The 23340-nt window shown below is 42.6% G+C and carries 25 protein-coding genes and 1 pseudogene; 11 read left to right on the top strand and 15 right to left on the bottom strand.

Annotated features, from left to right (window positions below):
• The first annotated feature begins 3 nt into the window (after positions 1-3).
• The 3 genes from P4361_RS12695 (at position 4) to P4361_RS12685 (ending at position 1010) form a co-directional block, all read left to right on the top strand.
• Complete coding sequence (locus tag P4361_RS12695) at positions 4-570, top strand: GNAT family N-acetyltransferase (RefSeq protein WP_053355674.1); 567 nt, start codon at positions 4-6, stop codon at positions 568-570.
• Positions 571-669: 99 nt separating this feature from the next.
• Positions 670-807: a hypothetical protein gene (locus P4361_RS12690; RefSeq protein WP_156316260.1), complete on the top strand. Its 138-nt coding sequence runs from the start codon at positions 670-672 to the stop codon at positions 805-807.
• Positions 808-839: 32 nt separating this feature from the next.
• On the top strand, positions 840-1010 hold the full coding sequence (locus tag P4361_RS12685; RefSeq protein ID WP_082316035.1) for a YfhD family protein: 171 nt from the start codon (positions 840-842) through the stop codon (positions 1008-1010).
• A 444-nt stretch (positions 1011-1454) separates the two neighbouring features.
• On the opposite strand, the gene rlmD is transcribed toward P4361_RS12685, so the two are convergent.
• The 4 genes from rlmD to P4361_RS12665 form a co-directional block, all read right to left on the bottom strand.
• A complete protein-coding gene (gene rlmD, locus P4361_RS12680) occupies positions 1455-2855 on the bottom strand; it encodes a 23S rRNA (uracil(1939)-C(5))-methyltransferase RlmD (protein ID WP_328089647.1) in 1401 nt (466 codons plus the stop codon).
• A gap of 99 nt (positions 2856-2954) precedes the next feature.
• The gene (gene pdaA / locus P4361_RS12675; RefSeq protein WP_062238571.1) at positions 2955-3779 is read right to left on the bottom strand and encodes a delta-lactam-biosynthetic de-N-acetylase; all 825 of its coding nucleotides are present in this window, start codon (positions 3777-3779) and stop codon (positions 2955-2957) included.
• A gap of 189 nt (positions 3780-3968) precedes the next feature.
• Positions 3969-5513 (bottom strand): fumarate hydratase, encoded by a 1545-nt coding sequence (locus P4361_RS12670; protein WP_062238573.1) that lies wholly within the window; start codon positions 5511-5513, stop codon positions 3969-3971.
• Between the two features lie 80 nt (positions 5514-5593).
• Entirely contained in the window at positions 5594-5806 is a 213-nt protein-coding gene (locus tag P4361_RS12665) for an SE1561 family protein (protein ID WP_053355678.1), read from the bottom strand.
• Between the two features lie 170 nt (positions 5807-5976).
• Here P4361_RS12665 and yfkAB point away from each other — a divergent pair, with 170 nt between their 5' ends.
• Together yfkAB and P4361_RS12655 are read left to right on the top strand one after the other, a co-directional pair.
• Positions 5977-7086, top strand: coding sequence for a radical SAM/CxCxxxxC motif protein YfkAB (gene yfkAB, locus P4361_RS12660; RefSeq protein ID WP_328089646.1), 1110 nt, complete (start codon positions 5977-5979; stop codon positions 7084-7086).
• A 117-nt stretch (positions 7087-7203) separates the two neighbouring features.
• Entirely contained in the window at positions 7204-7533 is a 330-nt protein-coding gene (locus P4361_RS12655) for a helix-turn-helix domain-containing protein (RefSeq protein WP_328089645.1), read from the top strand.
• 28 nt (positions 7534-7561) lie between these two features.
• Here P4361_RS12655 and P4361_RS12650 read toward each other — a convergent pair whose 3' ends face one another.
• A complete protein-coding gene (locus tag P4361_RS12650; protein WP_425590259.1) occupies positions 7562-8344 on the bottom strand; it encodes a YfkD family protein in 783 nt (260 codons plus the stop codon).
• A 144-nt stretch (positions 8345-8488) separates the two neighbouring features.
• On the opposite strand from P4361_RS12650, the gene P4361_RS12645 reads away from it, so the two are divergent.
• Positions 8489-8872, top strand: a complete 384-nt coding sequence (locus tag P4361_RS12645) for a pyridoxamine 5'-phosphate oxidase family protein (RefSeq protein ID WP_328089644.1) — start codon at positions 8489-8491, stop codon at positions 8870-8872.
• Between the two features lie 52 nt (positions 8873-8924).
• On the opposite strand, the gene P4361_RS12640 is transcribed toward P4361_RS12645, so the two are convergent.
• Complete coding sequence (locus tag P4361_RS12640; protein WP_328089643.1) at positions 8925-9308, bottom strand: OsmC family protein; 384 nt, start codon at positions 9306-9308, stop codon at positions 8925-8927.
• 129 nt (positions 9309-9437) lie between these two features.
• Here P4361_RS12640 and P4361_RS12635 point away from each other — a divergent pair, with 129 nt between their 5' ends.
• Together P4361_RS12635 and P4361_RS12630 are read left to right on the top strand one after the other, a co-directional pair.
• Positions 9438-10622 carry an MFS transporter gene (locus P4361_RS12635; protein WP_328089642.1) on the top strand — a complete coding sequence of 395 codons (1185 nt, stop codon included), beginning with the start codon at positions 9438-9440 and terminating at the stop codon, positions 10620-10622.
• A gap of 135 nt (positions 10623-10757) precedes the next feature.
• Entirely contained in the window at positions 10758-11207 is a 450-nt protein-coding gene (locus P4361_RS12630) for a TlpA disulfide reductase family protein (protein ID WP_328089641.1), read from the top strand.
• 207 nt (positions 11208-11414) lie between these two features.
• On the opposite strand, the gene P4361_RS12625 is transcribed toward P4361_RS12630, so the two are convergent.
• The 3 genes from P4361_RS12625 to P4361_RS12615 all read right to left on the bottom strand — a co-directional run bounded on the left by P4361_RS12625 (position 11415) and on the right by P4361_RS12615 (position 13505).
• Positions 11415-11897, bottom strand: a complete 483-nt coding sequence (locus P4361_RS12625) for a VanZ family protein (RefSeq protein WP_256227038.1) — start codon at positions 11895-11897, stop codon at positions 11415-11417.
• Positions 11898-12066: 169 nt separating this feature from the next.
• Complete coding sequence (locus tag P4361_RS12620) at positions 12067-12942, bottom strand: YihY/virulence factor BrkB family protein (RefSeq protein ID WP_328089640.1); 876 nt, start codon at positions 12940-12942, stop codon at positions 12067-12069.
• Between the two features lie 53 nt (positions 12943-12995).
• Entirely contained in the window at positions 12996-13505 is a 510-nt protein-coding gene (locus P4361_RS12615) for a hypothetical protein (protein ID WP_062238585.1), read from the bottom strand.
• Between the two features lie 165 nt (positions 13506-13670).
• On the opposite strand from P4361_RS12615, the gene P4361_RS12610 reads away from it, so the two are divergent.
• Positions 13671-13925 (top strand): GlsB/YeaQ/YmgE family stress response membrane protein, encoded by a 255-nt coding sequence (locus P4361_RS12610; protein ID WP_265408535.1) that lies wholly within the window; start codon positions 13671-13673, stop codon positions 13923-13925.
• A gap of 41 nt (positions 13926-13966) precedes the next feature.
• Here the strand turns inward: P4361_RS12610 and P4361_RS12605 are convergent, their stop codons facing one another.
• Both P4361_RS12605 and P4361_RS12600 read right to left on the bottom strand, forming a co-directional pair.
• Positions 13967-14398: a GNAT family N-acetyltransferase gene (locus tag P4361_RS12605; RefSeq protein WP_328089639.1), complete on the bottom strand. Its 432-nt coding sequence runs from the start codon at positions 14396-14398 to the stop codon at positions 13967-13969.
• A 13-nt stretch (positions 14399-14411) separates the two neighbouring features.
• Complete coding sequence (locus tag P4361_RS12600) at positions 14412-14882, bottom strand: low molecular weight protein-tyrosine-phosphatase (RefSeq protein WP_328089638.1); 471 nt, start codon at positions 14880-14882, stop codon at positions 14412-14414.
• Between the two features lie 115 nt (positions 14883-14997).
• On the opposite strand from P4361_RS12600, the gene P4361_RS12595 reads away from it, so the two are divergent.
• Positions 14998-15723, top strand: coding sequence for an NAD-dependent deacylase (locus tag P4361_RS12595; protein ID WP_328089637.1), 726 nt, complete (start codon positions 14998-15000; stop codon positions 15721-15723).
• Between the two features lie 140 nt (positions 15724-15863).
• Here the strand turns inward: P4361_RS12595 and P4361_RS12590 are convergent, their stop codons facing one another.
• On the bottom strand, positions 15864-16271 hold the full coding sequence (locus P4361_RS12590) for a secondary thiamine-phosphate synthase enzyme YjbQ (protein WP_425590258.1): 408 nt from the start codon (positions 16269-16271) through the stop codon (positions 15864-15866).
• A gap of 204 nt (positions 16272-16475) precedes the next feature.
• Between P4361_RS12590 and P4361_RS12585 the strand changes: the two are divergent.
• Positions 16476-16770 (top strand): annotated as a pseudogene (locus P4361_RS12585) (DUF3050 domain-containing protein).
• A gap of 85 nt (positions 16771-16855) precedes the next feature.
• Here the strand turns inward: P4361_RS12585 and rsgA are convergent.
• The 3 genes from rsgA to P4361_RS12570 form a co-directional block, all read right to left on the bottom strand.
• On the bottom strand, positions 16856-17917 hold the full coding sequence (rsgA, locus tag P4361_RS12580; RefSeq protein ID WP_328089635.1) for a ribosome small subunit-dependent GTPase A: 1062 nt from the start codon (positions 17915-17917) through the stop codon (positions 16856-16858).
• Between the two features lie 381 nt (positions 17918-18298).
• Positions 18299-20650, bottom strand: a complete 2352-nt coding sequence (locus P4361_RS12575; RefSeq protein WP_328089663.1) for an immune inhibitor A domain-containing protein — start codon at positions 20648-20650, stop codon at positions 18299-18301.
• Between the two features lie 251 nt (positions 20651-20901).
• Positions 20902-23301 (bottom strand): immune inhibitor A domain-containing protein, encoded by a 2400-nt coding sequence (locus P4361_RS12570; RefSeq protein WP_328089634.1) that lies wholly within the window; start codon positions 23299-23301, stop codon positions 20902-20904.
• Positions 23302-23340: the final 39 nt, after the last annotated feature.

Raw genomic sequence — 23340 nt, 5'->3', positions numbered from 1 at the left:
AAATTGTTAAAAAAGCGTGATTTAAACGACTGTCATGTTCTTTTCAATTTAATGGCGCACCCGGATGTCTTTCCTTTTGTTCGTCAGAAAACCGACTCGCTTGAAGAATTTATGTTTCTGACCAAGCAGACGATTGAAGAAGAAGAACGCGGGGAAACGATTTCCAGAACCATTATGGATGAGTGGTATAATCCAATCGGAGCCATCAGCTTGTACGACGTTCAAGATGGCTGCGGATTTCTGGGCACCTGGATTGGGCAGCCGTATTTTGGCAAGGGCTACAATAAACTTGCTAAAGAAAGTTTTCTGTCCGAATTATTTTACGAAAAGGATATTCAGACGGTTTTTATGCGGATTCGCAAAACCAATCTTCGTTCGCAAAAAGCTGCAGAAAAAATTCCGTATGTCACAATGGCCAATGAATCACGGGCCGACGTCTATGAACAGCTCAACCGTGAAGAGGATCTTTATAACCTATATCAGATTGAGAAAGACAACTACATGCTTCATCAGTTAAGAAATCAAAATCAAACCGATGTTTATGAAGAAAATCATCTGAAAGAAGCTTAAATAATTGGCGCCGTTTGAGCCAAACTATAAAGGGGATGACTCAGTAAGTTTAACTTGCTGGGTTATCTTCTTTTTATTTTCTAAAAGGGGGAAACAGCCTTGAAAAGTAAAAAACGCCAAGCGGAAGAGCGGAACGCCGACCTGACCAAAACGCAGGAGATGCTCTATAAAGAAGAAATGAAATCAGCGGATGGAGCAGCAAAAAATGCTTTCCCTTCTTCCCAGCAAACAAGATAAAGTAAAAAATTACTTTTGAGGAGGCTTCACTCATGGATCATGAAAAGAATCAGCTAAACAACGCACAGGACGGCTTGACAGAAGCTGACCAGATGCAGCCTGAAGGTGTAGATGTTCAATACTCATCCGAGGTGGCTGACCAGGACGACCATGAAGCATTAGAACGTGCGGAAGAAGCAGATCGCCGCCAGCTTAATCAATAAAGACGTTAAATGGGCTGTCCAAGAAGTCTGTAAGCTGTTGATTTCCGTTCCAGGGTGCTCGCTTTCCGCGGGGCGTGCGNNTTCTGGACAGCCCCTTTTTCTAAAAAACTTTTATGGGGAACTTTATGGCTTGTGGGTAAGGTTATCCACAGGATGTTAATATCGTGGATAACTTTAATTGTTTTTAAAGACTTTGTTATTTTTTTGACGAATATTGTAGCTTTTATAATTTTTTCATTATTTTACATATGCACAAGCAGTGGATAACATTGTGGATTGTGTGAATATGTCAGAAAATATCGATTTATAAAATACTTTTCAACAAACATTGTGGATAACAGAGACCCTACCTTCCTGCATGTCTTGTAGGTCAGTATCTTTATGTATTAGTTCCATAATATTCTGCCTATTAAAAAAGAGAAAGGGAATGACTCCCTTTCTCTTTTATTTCTCCCAGACAAGTGAACAAACCACTTCGACATGAGCCGTATGAGGAAACATATCCACAGGTGTCAGGCTTTCAACTTTAAACCCTTCACTTATCAACATGTGGACATCTTTTGCCAAGGTGGATGGGTTGCATGAAACATAAACCATTCTCTTCGGCTTAATCTTCCCTACTGTTTTTAAGAAGGCCTGATCACAGCCCGTTCTGGGAGGATCAACCACAATAACGTCCGGCTGCCAACCTTCTTTCAGCCACTTCGGAAGAATTTCCTCTGCTTTGCCCGTCTCATAATGGGTGTTCGAAAATCCATGCCTTTTCGCGTTTTCTTTTGCATTTCGTATCGACTCATCGATGACGTCCATCCCTCTGACTTCTCGGGCATCTGGAGCAAGCCAGAGCCCGATCGTTCCAGCTCCGCAATACGCGTCCACAATTTTTTCTGTACCAGTCAGTTTCGCCGCTTTCTTCGCCTCATCATACAATTTTACCGTTTGCTTAGGATTCAGCTGAAAGAATGCACGAGCCGACAGATCAAATGACAATTCACCTAATTGTTCACCTATGGTTTCCGGTCCTTCCAATGGAATCGTTTGATCGCCGAAAATGATGGATGTTTTCTTATCATTCACGTTTTGAACGATGGAAGTAACGTTCGGAATCCGTTTCTTGATTTCTGACACAAGCAGTTCTTTTCGAGGAATCATTTTTTGAGCCGTTACTAAAACCAGCTGTGTTTCCCCTGTTTCAAAGCCTGTCCTTACGACGATCGTTCTGATGATCCCCGTGCGTTTTTTCTCATGATAAATGGAGATGTTCAGATCCTCCAGGATTTTTTTTACAGCATTGGTTATGCGAACCGTCTCGGGATGCTGTACCATGCACTGATCTAGATCGATAATGCGATGAGAATTTAGTCCATAGAGCCCCGCGATGACCTTGTCTTTATCTTTAGCTGCTTGAAGCTGGCTCTTGTTGCGGTATTCCCAAGGGTGTTCCATGCCAATGGTTGATTTAAGTGGCAGATCTTCCGGCTTTATTTTCGTATAGCGCTCGAAGGCCTGACGGACCACATCCTGCTTCTCTCTCAGCTGTCCTGCATAGCTGAGATGCTGAAGCTGGCAGCCGCCGCATTGTTCATAAATCGGACAAGGCGGAACAACCCGGTCTTTTGATTTTTTGCGGATGCTTTTGACTTTTGCTTCCGCCCGGTTGGGATAAACATGTTCAATCTGCGCTGTTATTTCTTCCCCAGGAAGAGCACCTGGAACAAAAACAACCGTGCGTTTATAAAAACCGACTCCCTCTCCATTAATGCCGAGGCGTTTAATTTTGAGTGGGATGGTTTGCCCTTTATTTAATGCTGTTTTTTGTTTATGGTTGGCTGTTTCTTTTGCCATAGCCATTCACTTCTCTCAAAATAATTTTTTCGATCCATTATAGCATTGTTTACACCTTGTTCCCACTAACATGTCCAAACAGATGAAAAAAAGCCTTGATCAAGGCTTTTTTGGTGTTTGCTTCAAAGGTTTATCCATCTTGCTTTTTGAAGCCAAATCATCCAGGCTCCTAAAAGTGTATCCCCGTTTCTTAAGATCATCTATCGCTTTTCCGAGAGCTTCAGCATTGTCTCTTGAAACAGTATGCAGCAAAAGTATACAGCCAGGGTGAATTTGTTTCATGATGTGGTTATAGGAGTATTGCCATCCTTGCTGGCGTTTAACATCCCAGTCAACAAACGCGAGCGACCAAAACACATGCGAATATCCCAATTGTTTGGATAGGGCGATTGAACGCTCACTGAATACACCTCTTGGCGGACGAAGATAATGCATATCTTTTTTTCCAGTTAGCTTTGTGTATTTATCCTTAACCGCTGTCAATTCTTCTTCCATACGCTGCCCGCTGATTGTCGTCATATCCGGATGATGATTGGTATGGTTTCCAACAATATGGCCTTCATTTGCCATTCGTTTAATCAGATCAGGGTGAGTGTTAATAAAATGTCCGGTAACAAAGAACGCCGCCGGAACTTTTCTGCTCTTTAGCGTGTCCAGGACATCGTCTGTGTAGCCGTTCTCGTATCCGTTATCAAATGTGAGATAAATATCTTTTTGATTGGGATTACCAATATACATGCCATCATATTTTTTCAACAGCAGCAAATAACGTTGATCTGTCGTCGGCGGTACTTCATTTCCTCTCTTCTGGAAATACCATTCGTACCGTTTATTAGAAGAATCCCCATGTGCAGCTTGTGCTGTATTGCTGGCGATCATGAGAAAAACAGCGGCAATTATTAAACGATTCCCCCATTTTTTCATGTCCGTTCACTCCTTTCCATGCTTTTTATATCATTACTTTTAGTTTCTTTGTCTGATTTAAAAGCATACAAGGTAGTATCTGCCATAGGAGAAAAGTGCAAGCGCCCTGTTCAGGTCCGACAAGCGCTGAAGCTAGACATTACATCTATGCCACAAAAAAAGCCCGCTCCAGGAGCAGGCTTCTTGTATCTATTTGAATACAGGTTCTTTAAACTGAGAAAGGCGTTCAAGCGATGAAGCTTCCACATCTTGATGAAGGCTGTTTCCATGAGAATCCATTGTAACAACCGCTGTGAAACCTTTCACGTTAATATGCCACATTGCTTCTGGAATACCGAATTCCATCAGGTCTACGCCTTCTACCTTCTGCATGCATTCCGCATAGTATTGGGCAGCTCCGCCGATGGCATTCAAATAAACACCGCCATGCTCGCCAAGCGCCTGAAGAGTCTTTTTGCCCATTCCGCCTTTACCGATAACCGCACGAATACCAAACTTTTTCATGATGTCGCCTTGATACGGCTCTTCACGAATAGATGTCGTAGGACCAGCAGCTTTTACGACCCAGTTTCCTTCTTCATCTTTAGCCATTACTGGACCACAATGGTAGATGATCTGACCGTTCAAATCAACTGGTGCGTCATGATCTGTTAAATATTTATGGATTGCGTCACGGCCCGTATGCATCATGCCATTGATGGTGACAACATCACCGACACGAAGTTCACGGATTTGTTTTTCCGTAATCGGTGCTTCGAGTGTTACTTGGCGGACTTCTGTTTTTTCTTCAAGGGCAGCTGCCGCTTCTTCTTTCATCTTGTCGAAGTCGACTTCTTCACCTTCTTGGTAGAGCCATTCTTGAATCTCACCGGAAACCGGATCAACTTTAACGCCTAGACGGCGGTAAGCCCAGCAATTGTAAGCTACAGATACAAAAAAGCTGGCAGGAATACGATTGATGACTCCAACTTTACAGCCAAGAAGCGTTGTTTCTCCACCGAAGCCCATCGTTCCGATTCCAAGCTTGTTGGCGTTTTCCATCACGTATTCTTCAAGCTTGCGAAGATTTTCGTTAGGATTTACATCTTCCGCAGAACGGAAAAGCATTTCTTTTGCCAGTTCATATCCGCTTGTACGGTCTCCGCCGATGCCGACACCGATGAAGCCAGCGCTGCATCCCTGTCCTTGTGCCTGATAAACGGAATGCATGATGCATTTTCTGATGCCATCCAGGTCACGTCCAGCACGTCCAAGGCCTTCCAGCTCCGCAGGAAGGCTGTATTGAATATTTTTATTCTCACAGCCGCCGCCTTTTAAAATTAAACGAACATCAATGTAATCTTCTTCCCATTGTTCAAATTTAATAACAGGTGTACCTTCACCCAAATTGTCTCCGCTGTTGTCCCCGGTTATGGAGTCAACAGAGTTCGGACGCAGCTTGGCATCACTGGTCGCTTCAGCAACTGCTTTTTTGATCGCCTTTTTCATTTCAATCTGGTTCACATTGACCGGAACTTTAATCTTAAAGGTCGGCAGCCCAGTATCCTGACAGATCGGCGAAACATTTTCATCCGCCATCTTAATGTTTTTTGTAATCGTTTCTAAAGACATCGCAGCACGGGTTCCTGCGTTCTCCCGTATCTTTGCTGCCGCAATGGCTCTACGTACGTCTTTCGGCAAGTTTGTGGATGTTTCCACGATCAGCTTATACATGCTCTCCTGAAACTTTTCCATGCTCTAACCCCTTTTATTATAGAAGAATAATTTTGTCCATTAAAACCATTTCCATTATAACAAAAAGAATAAAATAGCGCTTACTTTTCGTTTTTGATCTGCTCTTTTTCTTCCCAATGATTTCGGAACTGCTTGCACTTAAACTCCAGGTCATCCAGCATTCCTATGATCCGGTCGATTTCTTCTACTCCTGCTGTTTCTGCATCAATGGAATCAAGCACCTGCAGCAGCATGTCCACCCGCTGCACAATATACTCTTTCTGAGATGATCTATCTTCAATCGATTTACCCACATTAACCTCTCCTTTCCTTCATACTGTATCAAAGGATCATTTGTCTGCCAATTTAAACTTGAAATTTAGGCTCTTTTTCTTTACTTCTGATTGAGTTATCATATGGTGTATTTATAGGTTATCGCAGCCCTTTATTTTTACCCGTTTTATTTAAAAAGGAGTTTTTTATAATGATGATAAAAGAACCAATTTCCGTTCAATATGACCCTTGGGAAGCCTACATGGATGTGGAACAGTACGGTTCCATGAGGCTAACCAATATTGAAGTAACAACAACTACCCTCTGTAACATGAGATGCGCCCATTGTGCAGTCGGATATACCTTAAATGTGAAAGACCCTGAACCCCTGCCGCTCGATCTTCTTATCCGCAGACTCGATGAGATTCCGGATCTGCGTTCTTTCTCGATCACAGGCGGAGAGCCGATGATGTCGAAAAAATCGGTGGATCAGTATGTTGTGCCACTACTCCGATACGCATCATCACGAGGGGTTAGAACTCAGATTAATTCAAATTTGACGCTGGATCTCACCCGGTATGAGCCCATCCTTCCCTACTTGGATGTCCTTCACATTTCTCATAACTGGGGAACTCCACAAGATTTTGCTGAGATTGGTTTTGCCGTGATGGACCGCAAACCTTCCATGGAACAGCGAACAGCATTATTTGACCGGATGGTACATAATGCGCAGGAACTCACAAAACAAGGCGTCCTTGTGTCTGCGGAGACCATGCTGAACAAGAGCACTCTTCCTTATCTTGAAAAAATCCATGAACATATCCAGGAAATGGGATGTCAGCGCCACGAAATCCACCCCATGTATCCAAGCGACTTCGCAAGCTCTCTTGAAGTCCTTTCGCTGGATGAGACCCGCGCTGCCATCCACCGGCTGCTGGATTTCCGCAATCAGGACGTGTGGATGCTTTTTGGAACGCTGCCTTTTTATGCATGTTCAACCTCCATTGAAGATCAAAAGCTTCTAAAGCGCCTTTATGCAGAAAAGAACGTAACCGTCCGTAATGATCCCGATGGAAGGTCACGGCTGAACGTCAATCTGTTTGACGGAGAGATCATCGTAACAGACTTTGGCGACACTCCTTCACTCGGCAACATACAAAGCACTTCTTTTTTAGAAGCCTATGAAAAATGGAACAAAACCGACACAGCAAAATCGCTGAACTGCCATTGTCCAGCTGTAAAATGCCTGGGTCCCAACCTGCTGGTGAAAGATACGTATTATAAAGAAATGGACTTTTCACTCCGTTCTTCCAAAATATAACTTTTTAAAAAGTTATAAACTTTACATTAGTAAGTTTTGAGAGTATTATCAAAGGAAAGACTATATCTAACAGGCTTTTCAGCCGAAAAAGATCAATGCAATGAGGTGAATTGTTGTATGGATTACAATACCATGTGTCCCAAATATGAAGTTACTATAGATATTATCGGTAAAAAATGGACGGGGCTCATCATCCGTGTATTATTGGGTGGATCCCGAAGATTCAAGGATATAAAAAAGCAGATTCCTGAGATGAGTGACAGAATGCTCACAGAACGAATGAAAGAACTTGAAGCTGTGGGCATCGTTGCCCGTCATGTTTATCCCGAAACACCAGTTCGGATTGAGTATGATCTTACCGATAAAGGAAAATCCCTGCGCTCCGTAATTGATGCAATTCAAAGCTGGAGTGAAGAATGGGTTGAGAATTGCGAACTTCAAAAATAAAACAGCTCCTTTAGGGAGCTGTTTTATTTTACATATTGGAAGAATGGAATCTGAAAGAAACATGCTCTTGAACCGGGATCCAGGCTCCGATTCCCTGCTGGGTAACATTCTGTACCTCAAGCTTTCTTTTGCTTCCCTTCAATACGATGTAGACTTCTCCATATGTCACTCTTCCTCTTTCATTAACAGCTGGCGCATAGCTTGAAAGGTAACCGACCTGCTTAGGGGAAATATTATAGACATTACTTTTCCTTGTTCCTGCCCCCACATTGGTCTGAAAAGAAAGAGGAAGCTTTGTTTTCTCTCCTGCTGCAATCAGCATCATCTTTTTTACAGCATCACTATTCGGAATTTCAGCAGTCAAGCCGCCGGTAATCCGTTTATGTGCCTGCTGTTGATATCTGAGCTGAGCCATTGCTTTTCCGCCTCGGTTATCCAAACGATTAAGGTTGATCTGCTGGTACTCCCAATTGACGGTAGTTTCCGTGGACTGATAGGACAACGGCCATTGTCCAAGGAAAATTCTTGCTCTGTACCCGATGGCTAATTTTGATGGATTGATTTCCGACTCGTTCAGAATACGGATTAAATCCGGATTTGCAATGGATACATTGGATGTTTTCAGCATGGATTTAGCAAGCTTGCTTGGCTCGAGGTAAGGCAGATCCTGAGCGGAATTGGGATACGTATTTTCTTTTGATATGCTGACAACAGAGTTAGGTATCCTGGAAGGACTTGCTGCAGCAGTATCTGCTTGGGCCAGCAGGGAAAAAAGCATGATTATAACAAGGTATGTGCGGTTCCGTTTCATATGAATTGCCTCCTTTATACACCTATTTTTTTCTTGTTGAAGAAATTTATCCATAGTAGAGGAATAACAATTTTTAACACATAAAACAAACACTTCATGTTTTTCAAGTGTCTTTGTGTTTACTCTTTTAAAATTGGTGGAACTATGATAACAGATTCAAACCCAATCGGCACCCTTTCAACCATATCAGGCAATAAACCTCATTCACGTTATATATCGTTTCAGCGTGAAGGTATAACCCTCTTTACAGCAACCAGTAAACAAACACATAAAGTGGAAGAAATTCAGGAGAATCCAAATGTCCATGTCCTCCTGGGATATGAAGACTGGAATGATCCTTATATTGAGCTTCAAGGTACAGTTACCGTGCGTGATGGTAAGGAACTCAAGGAAGAATTCTGGCATGACATGATGAAGCATTGGTTTTCAGGCCCCGAGGACCCAAACTATATCATTCTGGAAATCAAGCCGTCTGTCTACAGGCTGATGAACGCGAAAGAGCGGGAACCCGTAGAGATGAAACTCTAAGGTATAATTCAAAAAAGCATTCCCTAGGTATATTCTCAAGGAATGCTTTTTCTTATGCGGTCAGTTCGAATGAATATGTGATATCGATACTTCCTTTTACAGATTGAACCATCGAACAGTTTTTCTCCGTAACCCGCAATGCCTTTTCAATTTTTTCCGAGGAAAGTTCCTGGCCTTTTATAATAAAATGCATATGAATGCTTTCTATGCGATCCGCCTCGTTCTTGTTGCGAACGACCTGCGTACGAATCGTAATATCCTGAACATCAATTCTCATCTTATCCAAAACTTTACGAAGCACCCCGCCGCTGCAAACGGCCACAGATGAAACCATCAGCTGATAAGGACGAAAGCCATACTCTTCATTGCCTGAAATATCGAGCGTGCCGTATTCAAATTGGGTTTGAAAACCGTTCTCCTTCATTTTAAATTCCATTAATATCACCTCTTATTTTTTATAGTGTAAACAATTTTAATTTGTTTTTACAAAGAATGCACTCAGCAAGGCAAGAAATAGATATTCATTGTAGAATAAGAGTAGAATTGAAAAAAGGATGTATTGCTTATGGCTGTATTAACAAAATCGAAATTTTCCGTGTTAGTCAGTATTGTCTTCATTTCGGGGTTTTCTCAGGGTATGCTCCTGCCTTTGATCGCTATTTTGCTGGAAGAGTCGGGAACCTCTTCTACCTTGAACGGATTAAACGCGACCGCCCTCTATATCGGTATCGTTCTCGCCTCGCCTTTTATTGAAAAACCGGTGCGAATGTTCGGCTACAAAAAAATCATTATAACCGGGCTTATTCTCGTCACCGTATCACTATTTTTATTTCCATGGTGGAAAGCGTTCTGGTTCTGGTTCGCTCTGCGCATGATCATCGGTGTCGGAGACCATATGCTTCATTTTTCCACCCAGGTATGGGTAACTTCCAACAGTCCTGCCGATAAAAGAGGCCGGAATATCGCACTTTATGGGATAGCTTTTGGTGCAGGTTTTGGGATTGGTCCAATGATGACCCGGCTGGCAGTGTATAGTGAAGCGCTTCCCTTTATAATTTCAGGAGGGTTCTGCCTGATCTCTCTGTTTGTTATGACCTTTATCCAAAATGAATATCCAGAAACAGAAAGCTTTAATGAAGCTGGTATGAATACGCTCAGCCGTTATCGTGAGGTAATACTTCTAGCCTGGGTCGCTCTGCTTCCAGCGTTCGGCTACGGTTTTCTTGAAGCCTCCTTAAATGGTTCCTTCCCTGTTTATGCATTACGACACGGCATACCGATCGACTGGGTATCCATCTTACTGCCTTCCTTTATTGTCGGAAGTCTGGTGTTCCAGCTTCCACTCGGATTATGGAGCGACCGATTTGGAAGAAGAAATGTTCTTTTAGTTTGTCTTTTCGTGGGCTTTGCGGCATTTACTGCTACATTGTTTGCAGGGGAAAATATGCCGTTATTTCTCCTCCTTTTTTTTATTGCCGGCATGTTCGTTGGATCTCTGTTTTCATTAGGGATTACCTATATGAGCGACTTGCTTCCCCTGCACCTTCTTCCTGTAGGCAATATCCTGGCAGGTATCGCGTTCAGTGCAGGAAGTATGAGCGGTCCGCTCATCGGAGGATGGTTCATAGATACCTTTAAATCAGGCGCTTTTGTTTATGCAATAAGCGGAATGCTGCTGGCTTTACTGGTGATTACCTTTATACATAGAGGAACAGGCATACGTTCTGCTGCTGAAAAAAACGTGTCATGAAAAGCCAATAAATAAAGCTGAGGTACTGCATACTATAGAAAGCAATATTTTTGCATTTCGATATTCCTTATACTATAATTGTAATTAAATAATAATTATTATAAATAATTTTTCTTAAAAAGGAGTTTATTGTTCATGAAATTACGCGACGAAATGCCTGAACTAAATGGTGCAACGGAATGGTTAAATGGTGAAGTAACAAAATCTGATCTAATCGGCAACAAACCAACACTTATTCATTTTTGGTCTGTAAGCTGCGGACTCTGTAAAGAAGCAATGCCAAACATCAATAAATTCCGTGATGATTACAAAAACGAACTAAACGTTATTGCTGTTCATATGCCTCGTTCTGAAAAAGACCTGGACATCGACCAAATCAAAGAAGTAGCAAAAGAACACGACATCACTCAGCCGATCTTTGTCGATAACCAGCACAACCTTACTGATGCCTTCGAAAACCAATATGTACCTGCTTACTATGTATTTGATAACGAAGGCAAACTACGCCACTTCCAAGCCGGCGGCGATGGCATGAAAATGCTAACCAAACGCGTCAACCGCGTACTAGGAAAAGAAACGAAGTAAGTTCGAGAAGCTGAGGTGCCTGGTTTAAAAGCGACATACGTTGGAACTCTCGAACTTCAACACGCTCCTTGTGTTTTGATGAGAGAGTGAAATGACCGAGCTTTTGGGCACTGAAGCTGGATCGAGAAAACCTAAAATCAAAACCCCTGTTGGAATTGGCCAACAGGGGTTTTTTATACTAAAAGGGCTTCCGGGGATCGCCCGCGTCTACCTTTTTCTTCTTAGAATATTATTTTCAACAATGCGGTAGATAAGTGCACACAGTTTAAACACCACAAGGCCGACCATCGTTCCGAATCCATTCAATAGGATGTCGTCTATATCAAAGATCCGGTGAGCGTAATTATATTGGATGACTTCAATTACAGAGCTCGTCCCAAATCCAATCACAAACATGAGCCACCATTTAGATAACGAACGGTTAATCAACGGTGGCAGAAAGCCCAGCGGAAAGAAAAGAATGACATTGCCAATTATATTTTTAAAAATCAGCCAGTAGTCACGGCTCTTCCACATTAATCGAATACTGTCAAAGAGCACAAGGTTCATTGATTTTCCATATACATAGTGGTTGTATGTAAACAATGTTGCATAAATCAGAATAGCCAAATACCCTAGGAACATAAGCCAACCGATATTTCTCCATCTTAGCCGGGCTTTTTTCTTGTTGAGCTTTTTGTTCTTCTTCATCATCATTCTCCATTCACGTGCTTAATCCCGGCCAATTGCATGACATTTCATTTGAGTCAGCTCAAAAAGCCCCGTCCATTATACCATATGATATCCGTATGTAATCATGCATGAAGATGTTAATTTGTCCAAAAAAAGCCGCCAATGAGGCGGCTTTTCATCGGAAATCTTATTTGGTTTTTGTCAATAAACCCTTCTCATATGCCTGGTCAATCTTGAACTTATGAAACGTAGCATTGATGACACCGCCAAGGATGACGACCATCCCCGTTAAATAAAACCATAGCATGAGTACGATAATGGCTCCCAGGCTCCCATATGTGGCTGAATAATTGCCGAAGCTGTCAACATAAAAAGCAAAGCAAAGTGAGACAAGCAGCCAGGCAACGGTAGAAAAAATGGCACCGCACCAGACTTCACGATATTTCAGCCGTTTGCAAGGCCCCATAAAGTACAATACAGAAAAAACAATAGCAATAACCACAAAACTGATAACCCATCTCAACAAGCTCCACATGCTCAGGAAGAACTGATCGAGTCCCAGATAAGAGAAGATAAATTCCCCAAGCATTTTTCCGAAGACAGGAAGAACCAAAGAAACAACGATAGAGATAATTAATCCAATGGTAAGAAAGATAGCCAAAATCCTTGCCATGATAAACGAACGGCATTCTTCCACACCATAGGCTTCATTTAATGCTTTAATCACTGCATTGACTCCATTAGAGGCTGACCAGAGGGAGGCGATAATCCCGAAAGAAAGCAGCTCGCCTTTTTTAGATTCAAGCACAGCCTTCAGGTTCTCTCTAATCAACTCCATCGATTGTCCAGGTACGACATTATTAAGAACTTTTACAGCGTCTTCCGGAGAAATAAAGATACCGCCAAGGGTTATTAAAAAGATGAGAAACGGAAAAAGCGACAGCAAAAAATAATATGCCAGCTGCGCAGCCAGATCAGGAACACCACTCTTTTTAAAACTGTGCATAAATTCAATGGCAAATGACTTTGGAGATATATTCTTAAGTTCATGGAACAATTTCATCTGTTTCACCTCGCTGCTTTAAACGATCCGTATACTGAAAAAAGAAGGGCAACTTAATAGCTGCCCTCATTTGGTGTAACCACATGCGGTTTGTTTTGAAGGTCGGAATAAGATGGAGCTGTAATCGAATCCTTTTCGCTTACTTCGCCCACAACATCTTTACCATGCTCTTTAACGTCCTGTCCTGCACCTTTCAACTTACTTCCTATTTTTACAAGCTCACTGCTTGCCCCTCTTACTTGCTGCATGGCTTCCATTGATGTATTTTTCACATCTTCCATTGTCGACATGAGCTGTTTGATATCATCCATCACATCGCTCACGGCTGAAGACGCAGATTGGAAAGTTTCTTTTACTCCGCCTGTGAGCGATTGAGGATTATCCTTTACATTTTTTGCAATAGTAACTGTCTGATCTTTTACATCTAACGTTTTACGTTTTACGGTTTGCCGGGTAGAGCGGTCAAGCATAGCAATTGCTGCTCCCACTGCTGCTCCAATGAGGAGTCCCTTCACAAGCTTGCTGTCATTTCTTTCATAAGTATCAAATGTTTTGTACGCCATAAAAACATCTCTCCTTTATATTAAAGTACCATTTAGTATGTTTTACATTCCCTATGGTTGGAACAAAAAAACATTTTTTTGTTTTTGTTTATTTTTTTAAAGTGATGGGTATCTTAACGGTACAGCACAATAACAAAACAAAATTTTAAAGGAGGAACACACGAGATGAGTTTTCTTTGGGCACTTATTATAGGTGGTATTATTGGTTGGTTAGCAGGAGTAATTACAGGACGTGACGTTCCGGGTGGAATTATCGGAAACATCATTGCTGGTTTTGTCGGTGCATGGCTTGGAGGATTAGTCCTTGGACATTGGGGTCCTGATGTAGCTGGATTTGCTATCGTACCAGCCATTATTGGAGCAATAGTCGTAGTATTAATCGTCAGTGCCATCCTTCGCGGTATGAGACGAAACGCATAACCATCAAAAAAAGCGGTACGCCAAATGGCGTACCGCTTTTTTTAGTTTCCAAAATCCTTTTTAAAAACATGGCTGACACAGTCATATCCCATCTTGCCTTCATAGAAGCGATGGGCATCTTTTCTGGCAATTCCTGATGACAGAGCCACGCAGTTGCAGCTGTTATGAAGAGCAAATGATTCGATAAACGAAAGAAGTTCTTTTCCATGGCCTTTTGATCGAATATGTTCATCTGTCACCAGATCATAGACCCATACATGCTTGCCATAATAAAGGTTTGTCTGAATAGCAAATCCTGCAACTGCTGCCAGTTTTTCATCATCAAAACAGCCAAACAACGTATATCCGCTGGTCTGCATCTTCTCATACAGAGCAAGAAATAATGGCTCAGTTAAATGCGGACGAAGCTGCTTCATCACAGAAAAGGCTCCCTTAACTTCTGTTTCCGTCGAAAGCTGGCGTATGATCCCCATTCTTCCCTCTCCTCTACAATTTTTCGCGGGCTTCAATATCTTCAAGTAATTTACGGCAGCCCTCTGACACCAAGTCATAAACCTCATCAAAGTTTCCGGTAAAATAAGGATCTGGGACATCTTGCATTTTACTGTCAGAAACATAATCCATCAGCCTTACCACGTGGTTCACCGGTACATTGCCGGCCATCCGTTGAAGATCTCCAATGTTTTTAGCATCCATCCCGATAACATAGTCATATTCCGTAAGATCTCCAGCAACAACCTGTCTTGCTTTCAATCCTTCAAAAGAAATGTTCTTCTTCGTCAATAAATTCCGAGTACCTTCATGCGGAGGTTCACCGACATGCCAGTTTCCCGTTCCGGCAGAGTCCACTGAAATCTTGTCATCCAAGCCTTTTTTTTGGACCATATCCTTGAATATCGCTTCAGCCATAGGTGAACGGCATATATTTCCAAGACATACAAATAAAACTTTAACCATAGTAATCCCCCCATCTCTTTATTGCTGCTACATTAAAGTATACCGTTATTTTTGTAAAAAAATAAGGAGAACTCATCACCCTGTACTATAATTACACTAAAAAGGAGATGAGCGAATGGCAAATCAACAAGCACTTGAACAGCTTGCTGAATGGATCAAGGGTTCATCGTATACCGTTCTGTTAACCGGGGCTGGAATGTCAACCGAGAGCGGGATACCGGATTTCAGATCCCAGAACGGATTATGGAAAAACTACGACCCCGCCTATGTATCGTCAGTTGAAGCACTACACCGCCATTATGATGTATTTCATGAATTTTACTCACTGCGGCTCAATGACATGGAACGATTAAAGCCTCATAGCGGATACAGTATCCTGTCAAAATGGCATCAGGAGTCTATGGTTCATGCGGTAGCCACACAAAATGTGGATGGCTTTCATAAAAAGTCCGGTGCACATCATGTTTTTGAACTACATGGTTCTCTTGATGAGATTTATTGTCATGAGTGTGGATCCGCTCATTCCCGTGAAAATTTCAGAAAAGGAGAACCCTGTGATTGCGGCGGCAGGCTCCGGCCAGGAATTGTGCTGTTTGGAGAACTTTTGCCTGAAAAAACATGGGAAAGCGCCCTGGCTTCCATTGAAAAGGCAGACCTTGTGATCGTCATCGGCACAAGCCTGCAGGTTTATCCCGTTAATCAGCTCCCTTCCTTAACCTCCGGAAAAACAGTTCTGATCAACAGAGAACCGACCACACTCGATCATCTTTTTACTATGGTCATACATTCCGGCGCAAAGGACACATTGATTCAATTGGATGAAATTATTCAGGATACATAAAAAAGGGGCTGTCCAGAAAGTCGAAAATTGACCTTCAGGCTGCCCCTTTTTGGCTTGAAAAATCNNGCCCCGCGGAAAGCGAGCACCATGGAACGGAAATCAACAGCTTACAGACTTCTTGGACAGCCCCTTTTCATTGTTTATCTGCTGTCGGGTACAGCTTTTACAAAAAAATTTCGGGAACGAGGTCCGTCAAACTCGCAAAAATAAATTCCCTGCCATGTGCCAAGCACTAAATCGCCATTATGAATAAAAACCATCTGTGAAGTTCCTACTGTACTCGCTTTTAAATGTGACGCTGTGTTGCCTTCCGCATGCCGGTACTTTGGATGCTCCCAAGGATAAACCTCATCCAGCCTCATCAGCATGTCCGACTTCACATCTGGATCAGCATTCTCATTGATTGTTATCCCCGCAGTAGTATGGGAACAATAGACATACAACAGCCCTTCCTGTACCCCTTGCTCTTGGACATAAGCACGGACCGTATCCGTTATATCGATCATTTCGTCCCGATGGTGTGTCTTTATTGTGAATTTTTGCAGCAAAACTGATCACCTCGCTATGTTTTTCCGTTATCTTATAACCATTACCATTCTGGTTCAGCATCAAACACCTGAATAAAGAAAGGATGCTAGTTTTGGAACATGCCGCTTTTAAAGAACTAACCACTATACGCAAAGAACTCATCAATCACCCATTATACAAAAAACTAAAAAAAATCCCATCATGTGTTTGCCGTTTGGGATTTCATGAGCCTCTTATTCCGTCCCCAGGATGCCACAGCCACACCCGAAATATGCCAGATTCATTAATGAAATTGTATTAGGTGAAGAAACAGATGAAGATGGCGAAGGCGGTTTTATCAGCCACATCGAACTTTACTTGAAAGCTATGAAAGAAGTGAAAGCCGATACCAATCCTATAGTGACTTATCTTACACGGGTAAAAGAAGGTGAGGATCCCCATTTGGCCCTTGGATCGGATGCGAGAATCCTGACAAACTTCAGCAAGCCAAAACGGCTGCCATGGAATCATTGGAAATGAGAATAAAACTATGGGATGGTGTCCTTCAAGAAATAGAAGAATGCAAAGCATAAGGAAGAGCTGCCGTGTGGACAGCTCTTTCCTCTTATTTGCGATTTACACGTGTACGGTCTCCGGCAATCTTTTTCCACTTTGCTTTTTCAGCCAGTGCGGCACGCTGGTCTTCTTTTCTTGCAAGGAAAGCCAGCTCTTTTTGCAGCTTAACATAACTGCTATAGCGGCCTTCATCCAAAGTCTCATTCTTAATGGCCTTTTGAACCGCACATCCTGGCTCGTTCGTATGACTGCAATCCCGGAACCTGCATTGTTCAGCAAGCCCTTCAATATCTGAAAAGCTGTGCCCTACTCCTTCTTCTGCTCCCCACAACTGCAGTTCACGCATTCCAGGAGTATCAATGACAATTCCTCCGCTTTTTAAAACGATGAGTTCGCGATGCGTCGTCGTATGCCGCCCTTTGTCATCGTCTTCCCTGATGGTTTTGACATCCTGCTTCTTTTCTCCATAGAGAGCATTCGTCATCGTGGATTTACCTACCCCTGAAGAACCCAGCAAGGCAACCGTCTTACCCTCTCCAAGATAGGCGGCAAGCTGCTCTAGCCCATCTTCATTCTCCGCGCTGATCGCATGAATCGGAACACCCATTGCAATCTCTTCCACTTCCCTGATTTTTTCCTCAATATCATCACACAGGTCAGCTTTACTGAGCACAATCACCGGATTTGCTCCGCTTTCCCAGGCCATCAGCAAGTATCTTTCTATCCTTCTTAGATTAAAATCCGTATTTAATGCATTCACGAGTAGAACTGTGTCCACATTTGCGGCTACTATCTGCTCTTCTGTCGTATGTCCTGCCGCTTTTCTTGAAAATTTGCTTTTCCGCGGAAGAATGGCATGAATGGAAGCCTTATGCTCTTCAGGCCTTGCCGTAATCACTACCCAATCCCCCACAGCCGGAAAATCCTGCCGTTCCGACGCCATATGGCGGAGCTTTCCGGTCACCTCGGCGAGAAGTTCCCCGTGCTCCGTGAACAATCGGTACATTCCCTTATGCTCAAGAGCTACCCTGCCAACCGTAAAGCTTTCCTTATCGAATGATGCGTATCCTTCTTCAAAAAATAGGTCCCAGCCTAATTGTTTTAAATTCAATTTGTTTTCCTCCAATGATTAAATGATTAATTTTATTTAAAATAAAAAAGACCGGCGCACCGGTCTTTTGGAGATCTGCATAATGACAGAATTCCTCTACAATTAAAAACCCGCGGGCTGTTCACAGCCCACGGGTAAAATCACTTAACCATTGAAATACTTCAAAGAAATTAAATGTCCATATTACCGGAGGGCTGTGATATGAAATTAACAACAGTAATGGCGTATTCAGTAACAATGCTCATATAACATACCTCCTTAAAGACTCTTTAATAATCTAACTATAGTATAAGTATGCAGGATTTGTAAATAGGTTATTCAAAAATTCAAAAAATAAACCTGAATGGCTGATGCCATTCAGGTTTATTCAAACTAACGTAATTATCTGTGACGGATCCAAACCGCACCAGCAGAGTTGTCCTTCGCTTCACCAATCACGTGGAACTGCAGTCCTAGATTAGGAACCTTGCGTCCTGCGTCATCGATGACACCGTCTTCTTCGCTGCCATTATAATCCGTCATATCGATGTATTGTTTAGAGTCATCGAATGATGTTACTCCATTAGAACCTTTGTAGTCAAAGATTCCTCTGGATGGAGAGTTGATGTACCAAGCCGGAGCTTTATCAAAAGAGAATGCAGCATCTGCTACTTGATAACGTGTAGAATTCTCAACTGAAGGCTTGCCATTCAACGTACCGACAATTGCTTTCGGATGAGAGTCTACTACTCCAAGGAACCCTTCACCTGGATGCGGTCCAGTCCAGTTATCAGAGAAGCTGTCATCCGCATACCATACGAGCATACCAGTGTTGTATTTTACTCCGCGCGCAAATTGAAGGGCCTTATCTGCACCAGCGTAGTTTCTCCACTCGATGTAGTAGTTGTTTTTCTTGAAGTCAATTCCGTCAGAAACTTTTGCACCAACTAATGTTAATTTAGGCGTTCCTTCTGCATCATCAGAAAGTACCACATTTCCGTCAACTGTTACAGATAGATTATCCATCGCAAAGCCGTTAAGAGCAAGACCGCCGTCAGTAACATATTCAAATTGAACTTTTACTTTTTGGCCTTTGTATTTTGACAAGTCATAAGTCTTGTCAATCCATTGCCCTTTTGTAGTATCAGCGCCTTTTTCTACATTTGTGTCACCAAGAATATCAATCGTATCAGCAGATCCATCGGCTTTAATAACTTTTACATTTAAATAGTCATAGCCTGCTTCAATTTCATACAGCGTTTTAAAATCTATTTTTGCATTTGTTGCGTTTGTCAGGTCAATATCAGGGGTGGTGATTGTCGTATGAAGATCATCACCTTTAGTGCTGTAGTAATATTTTTGCCCAAATGCCGGTTTAATCCCTTGAACCTTTTTATCAGGCAAGTTTACTTTCACGATGCCTGGATTATTTGATTTAGTTACAGATTGATCCACTTTCGTAAGAAGGCCGATCTTGTTGATCTTACTGTAATCAACTTGCTGAATGTTTGCCCAGTTTCCGCCGATTGAATTTTGGAAGAAATCTTTATTTTGAGGAGAAAAACTTGTTGGTGTGGTGCCAGCAATGTCACCATTCCAGCTTCCACCGCTCATGATTGACCAGGAAGCAACTGGTTCTCCATCACCTGTATACTGAGTATCATATTCATCAGGAAGACCCAAATCATGGCCAAATTCGTGAGCGAATACCCCTACAGCCCCATCTTCCGGCTCAACTGTATAGTCGAATGCTGCCATTTTCCCGCCCCAATAAGGTACAGTTGTAGTTGTTCCAGGAATTTCATACGGGCTGCTTCCGATTGTCCAACGATGCGACCAGATCGCGTCATTACCCAGTTTACCACCGCCTGCCTCTTGTCCAACCCCTGCATGGATAACCATCAAGTGATCGACTAATCCGTCCGGCTCATTAATGTTTCCATCTCCATCTAAATCATAAATGTCCAAATTATCATAATCTGATAGCTTAACACCATTTTGTGCAGCAGCATTTAAAGCATCCTTAATAAAGTCACGCGGTCCAAGGGGTGCCTTATTGTCATTACCGCCGCCTTCTTCTTTGGAAAGATCATCTCCGTAGTCAGCCGCTTTGCCCGGAACTGTCAGCCAGTCAGTAACTGTTCCATCTACAGTATAGCTTCCGCCTGATTGCTCCTCATAATATTGTTTGAACGTTTCAACTTTAGTGCCATTAAACAGTTCAAACGGCTTATCTCCAAAAAGCATTTGCTGATAATGCTCACGGTTGAAGTCTTTGGCATACATGTAACCAGGTTCCTGGTCCACATTATTATGTTTGAAGTCGGAGAACTCTGCTAAAAGTACAAGAACTTTGTCTTTACGGACAGGTCCGTTGTAAGCCTTTCCTTTAGCAGGATCTACTTTAACAAATCCGTTCGGCAACCCTTTTTGTACACTAGTATGACTATTGTTCAGTTTTTTAGTAAGCTTGTCCTTTTGTTTTCTCAAAAAGTCTTTTGACTTAATATCAAGATTCTTTTTGCTGTTATTAATTTTAAACTGGGCAGCACCTGTTTTTTTACTTTTTTGTGCTATGTACTTCTGTACAGCCTTTGCTGTTTCAATTTTTGTAGCATCCTTTGCAATAACACCATGGTCTTTCAATGCTTTTGCAAGTCTGTCCTGATCAACAACGTTTAAATCAATTGGTGCAGATGCAAGAGCTTTTTCTTTTGACGGCTGTGCATTGCTAGCAAATGCTGCAGGTGACATTAGACTCAATGAAAGCCCTGTGATCAAGAGCGATGAGCCTAATTTCTTAGACCAATTTCCCAATGTAACCCCTCCTGTTTTGAACAGCATGAATTTTCTGTAATCTTTCTTTCTAAATCTACCATATTACTCAGGTAAAGAGGATGTACTATATTACTAAAATGGCAAATTTTTCTCATAGTTTAATAGGACTAAAGAACCACAAAGCTCTTCTATTTAAAAATAGAAGAGCTTTATAGATTAATTATAGATTACTTATAAATAACAATTGCTCCTACAGAATCATCAGAAGCTTCCCCGTTCACACGAACCTTCAGACCATAGTTGTCTGCGTTGCGTCCGGCATCCGGCATAAATGGATTTTTGAAGGAGTTGCTGTCGTCAAAGAGAGATACCGCTGGTTGAGATGGTGATGTCAGCGTTTGTACTCCTGGATAATCGATATTCAGACCAGATGTTTTATCCAATCCAAACGCGGCATCTGCAATATGGAAGCGGGTGCTGGCTTCCACGCCAGTGTTCCACTTCAAGTCGTTGATGTGTGAATCTACGACACCAAGGAAACCGTCGCCAGGGTGAACGCCTGTCCAGTTATCGGTATATGTCGGATCCACATACCATACGACTAAACCGCCATCGTAGCTCATAAAAGAGCTTCCGCGTTTGATGTGGGCAAGCCCTTTATCCACACCTTGATGGTTTCTCCATTCGAGCAAGTAGTAGTGATCGCTGTACTTGTTTCCGTCTGACTTTTCAAAGCCTTTTAGCGTAAATGCAGAAGGATCTTTTTCAGCTCCATCATCTACCAGGGTTGTTCCGTCAGCAACTACCTTAATATTATCGGCAAAGAATCCTGCCTGGCTTGTCCCCCAGTCTGTTGCTGAACGAAGGCGAAGCTGAATTTTCTTTCCTTTGTACGCAGACAGATCAAAGGATTGAGACTGCCAGCCGTTTGAGTTTCCTGTAAATCCAGGCATAGAGTTCAGAATGGTAGGATATCCTTCAGGAACAACGTCAGAACGAGTATGGTTGTTTCCTAGGGACTTCCATGTAGCACCGTTGTCCTCTGAAACTTGTACGAAGGCAAAGTCCCACTGTTCTTCCATGTCATACCATGCATCAAATGTAAGAGTAGCAGACTGTTTGCCAGTAAGATCTACGTTCGTAACCATTGAGTTGTCCATCTCGTCTGCTTGTCCGCCCCAGTATTGATAGGACCCAGCTGCCGGGATGTTGATTGGAGTCTTTTTCTTTGGAAGATTTACCTGAATCGCTTGGTTGTTCAGACCATTCGGTGTGTTTGCCTGGTCTAATAAGTATTGGGCTCCCTTAGTAGAAACTTCATTCCAGTTAACAATCGTCGGGTTTGTCCATCTGCCGCCAAGAGTAGTTTGGAAATAAGATTTCGCCCAAGGAGAGAATCCAGTTGGTTCTGTACCTGGCACTTTACCTGCCCAAGATCCGCTTGCCATGATGGACCAGTATCCAACGGCTTCGCCTGTTCCGGAGTAAATCGTGTCATATTCATCCGGGAGACCGAGATCATGGCCATATTCATGAGCGAATACCCCTGTCGCTCCATCTTCTGGCATCATCGTGTAGTCGTAGAATCCAGGAAGACCTTTTCCAAGTCCGTCTGGATCATAAAAAACAGCGGATCGGTGAGACCAAATCGCATTGTTTCCAAGAGATCCTCCGCCTGCTTCCTGCCCCATTCCAGAGTGAATAATCTGCAAGTGATCGACAAGACCATCCGGCTCCCAGAAGTTGCCGTCCCCATCTAAATCATGCGGATCTTCAAGATCGTAATCTTGAAGCGGTACACCTGCAGCCTTTGCAGCGTTTAATGTATCTTTAACCAGCTGCTTTGATCCGCCTGGGCTAACATTATCGTGGCCACCGGAAGCTCTATCAGCTCCATAGAAGGCAGCCGTTCCCGGAACCTTTAACCATCCATACGCTTTACCATCTACAGTATATGTACCTCCGGATTGCTCTTCATAGAATTGCTTTTGTGAAACAAAGTCCTCTCCGTTCGGCCCTTTCACACCTTTTTCACCGAAGATCATATCTTCATAATGCTGAAGGTTATAATCTTGATAGTAGTTATCTGTCTCGTTTGGCTTAATCGTGTTATGAGGCGTATCTGCATATTCAACCGTCAGCGTCAGCAGTTTTCCCTTTTTAACAACGTTTTGTGGACCTGAATCTACTGCCGGATCCGGCTGCCTTTTTAATTGTCCTGCCTTTTTTCCACTTCCATTCAAAAGGCCGTTCGTATACCCTTTGAAAACCTGCTGTTTTTTCGCTTCTGCTGCTTTTGCTTTTGGTGCAAGAGGATCTCTTTCCTTTACTGTGTCTTGCTTTCCTTTCAACTCCAGATAGGCATGCAGCGCACTTTGTTTTTCCTTCTCAGAAGAATCCTTCGAGATGACTCCTTCTCTAATGAGTAAATCTATTAACTTATCATCGTTTACAATAGCAAGGTCTAGTGCGGAATGACTATTGCCGTAATGATTTGCAACTGTTTCCTTCATCGCTGTTTTTGCTTTTGCGTCTAAAGACCCTGTAAACACCGATGTGGAAACTAAACCTAAAGACAGCCCGGTAATCGCCAATGATGCTCCCAATCTCTTACTCCACTTTCCCAATTGTACCCCTCCAGATAGTAGATTATGAATATTTTGTAA

This window comes from Fictibacillus sp. B-59209, assembly GCF_036216745.1.
Taxonomy (GTDB): Bacteria; Bacillota; Bacilli; order Bacillales; family Fictibacillaceae; genus Fictibacillus_C; species Fictibacillus_C marinisediminis.
Note: the sequence above shows the minus strand (reverse complement) of the source record. Positions and strands in the feature narration are given on the sequence as shown.

Excerpts from the sequence above, each read along its gene's own strand:
- P4361_RS12595 (WP_328089637.1), top strand. The coding sequence starts at position 14,998 with ATGGCAAATCAACAAGCACTTGAACAGCTTGCTGAATGGATCAAGGGT.
- P4361_RS12575 (WP_328089663.1), bottom strand. The coding sequence starts at position 20,650 with ATGTCACCTGCAGCATTTGCTAGCAATGCACAGCCGTCAAAAGAAAAA.
- P4361_RS12650 (WP_425590259.1), bottom strand. The coding sequence starts at position 8,344 with ATGAAACGGAACCGCACATACCTTGTTATAATCATGCTTTTTTCCCTG.
- P4361_RS12615 (WP_062238585.1), bottom strand. The coding sequence starts at position 13,505 with ATGGCGTACAAAACATTTGATACTTATGAAAGAAATGACAGCAAGCTT.
- P4361_RS12610 (WP_265408535.1), top strand. The coding sequence starts at position 13,671 with ATGAGTTTTCTTTGGGCACTTATTATAGGTGGTATTATTGGTTGGTTA.
- P4361_RS12670 (WP_062238573.1), bottom strand. The coding sequence starts at position 5,513 with ATGGAAAAGTTTCAGGAGAGCATGTATAAGCTGATCGTGGAAACATCC.
- yfkAB (WP_328089646.1), top strand. The coding sequence starts at position 5,977 with ATGATGATAAAAGAACCAATTTCCGTTCAATATGACCCTTGGGAAGCC.
- P4361_RS12640 (WP_328089643.1), bottom strand. The coding sequence starts at position 9,308 with ATGGAATTTAAAATGAAGGAGAACGGTTTTCAAACCCAATTTGAATAC.
- P4361_RS12625 (WP_256227038.1), bottom strand. The coding sequence starts at position 11,897 with ATGAAGAAGAACAAAAAGCTCAACAAGAAAAAAGCCCGGCTAAGATGG.
- pdaA (WP_062238571.1), bottom strand. The coding sequence starts at position 3,779 with ATGAAAAAATGGGGGAATCGTTTAATAATTGCCGCTGTTTTTCTCATG.
- P4361_RS12605 (WP_328089639.1), bottom strand. The coding sequence starts at position 14,398 with ATGGGGATCATACGCCAGCTTTCGACGGAAACAGAAGTTAAGGGAGCC.
- rlmD (WP_328089647.1), bottom strand. The coding sequence starts at position 2,855 with ATGGCAAAAGAAACAGCCAACCATAAACAAAAAACAGCATTAAATAAA.
- P4361_RS12600 (WP_328089638.1), bottom strand. The coding sequence starts at position 14,882 with ATGGTTAAAGTTTTATTTGTATGTCTTGGAAATATATGCCGTTCACCT.
- P4361_RS12630 (WP_328089641.1), top strand. The coding sequence starts at position 10,758 with ATGAAATTACGCGACGAAATGCCTGAACTAAATGGTGCAACGGAATGG.
- P4361_RS12655 (WP_328089645.1), top strand. The coding sequence starts at position 7,204 with ATGGATTACAATACCATGTGTCCCAAATATGAAGTTACTATAGATATT.
- P4361_RS12645 (WP_328089644.1), top strand. The coding sequence starts at position 8,489 with ATGATAACAGATTCAAACCCAATCGGCACCCTTTCAACCATATCAGGC.
- P4361_RS12620 (WP_328089640.1), bottom strand. The coding sequence starts at position 12,942 with ATGAAATTGTTCCATGAACTTAAGAATATATCTCCAAAGTCATTTGCC.
- P4361_RS12685 (WP_082316035.1), top strand. The coding sequence starts at position 840 with ATGGATCATGAAAAGAATCAGCTAAACAACGCACAGGACGGCTTGACA.
- P4361_RS12635 (WP_328089642.1), top strand. The coding sequence starts at position 9,438 with ATGGCTGTATTAACAAAATCGAAATTTTCCGTGTTAGTCAGTATTGTC.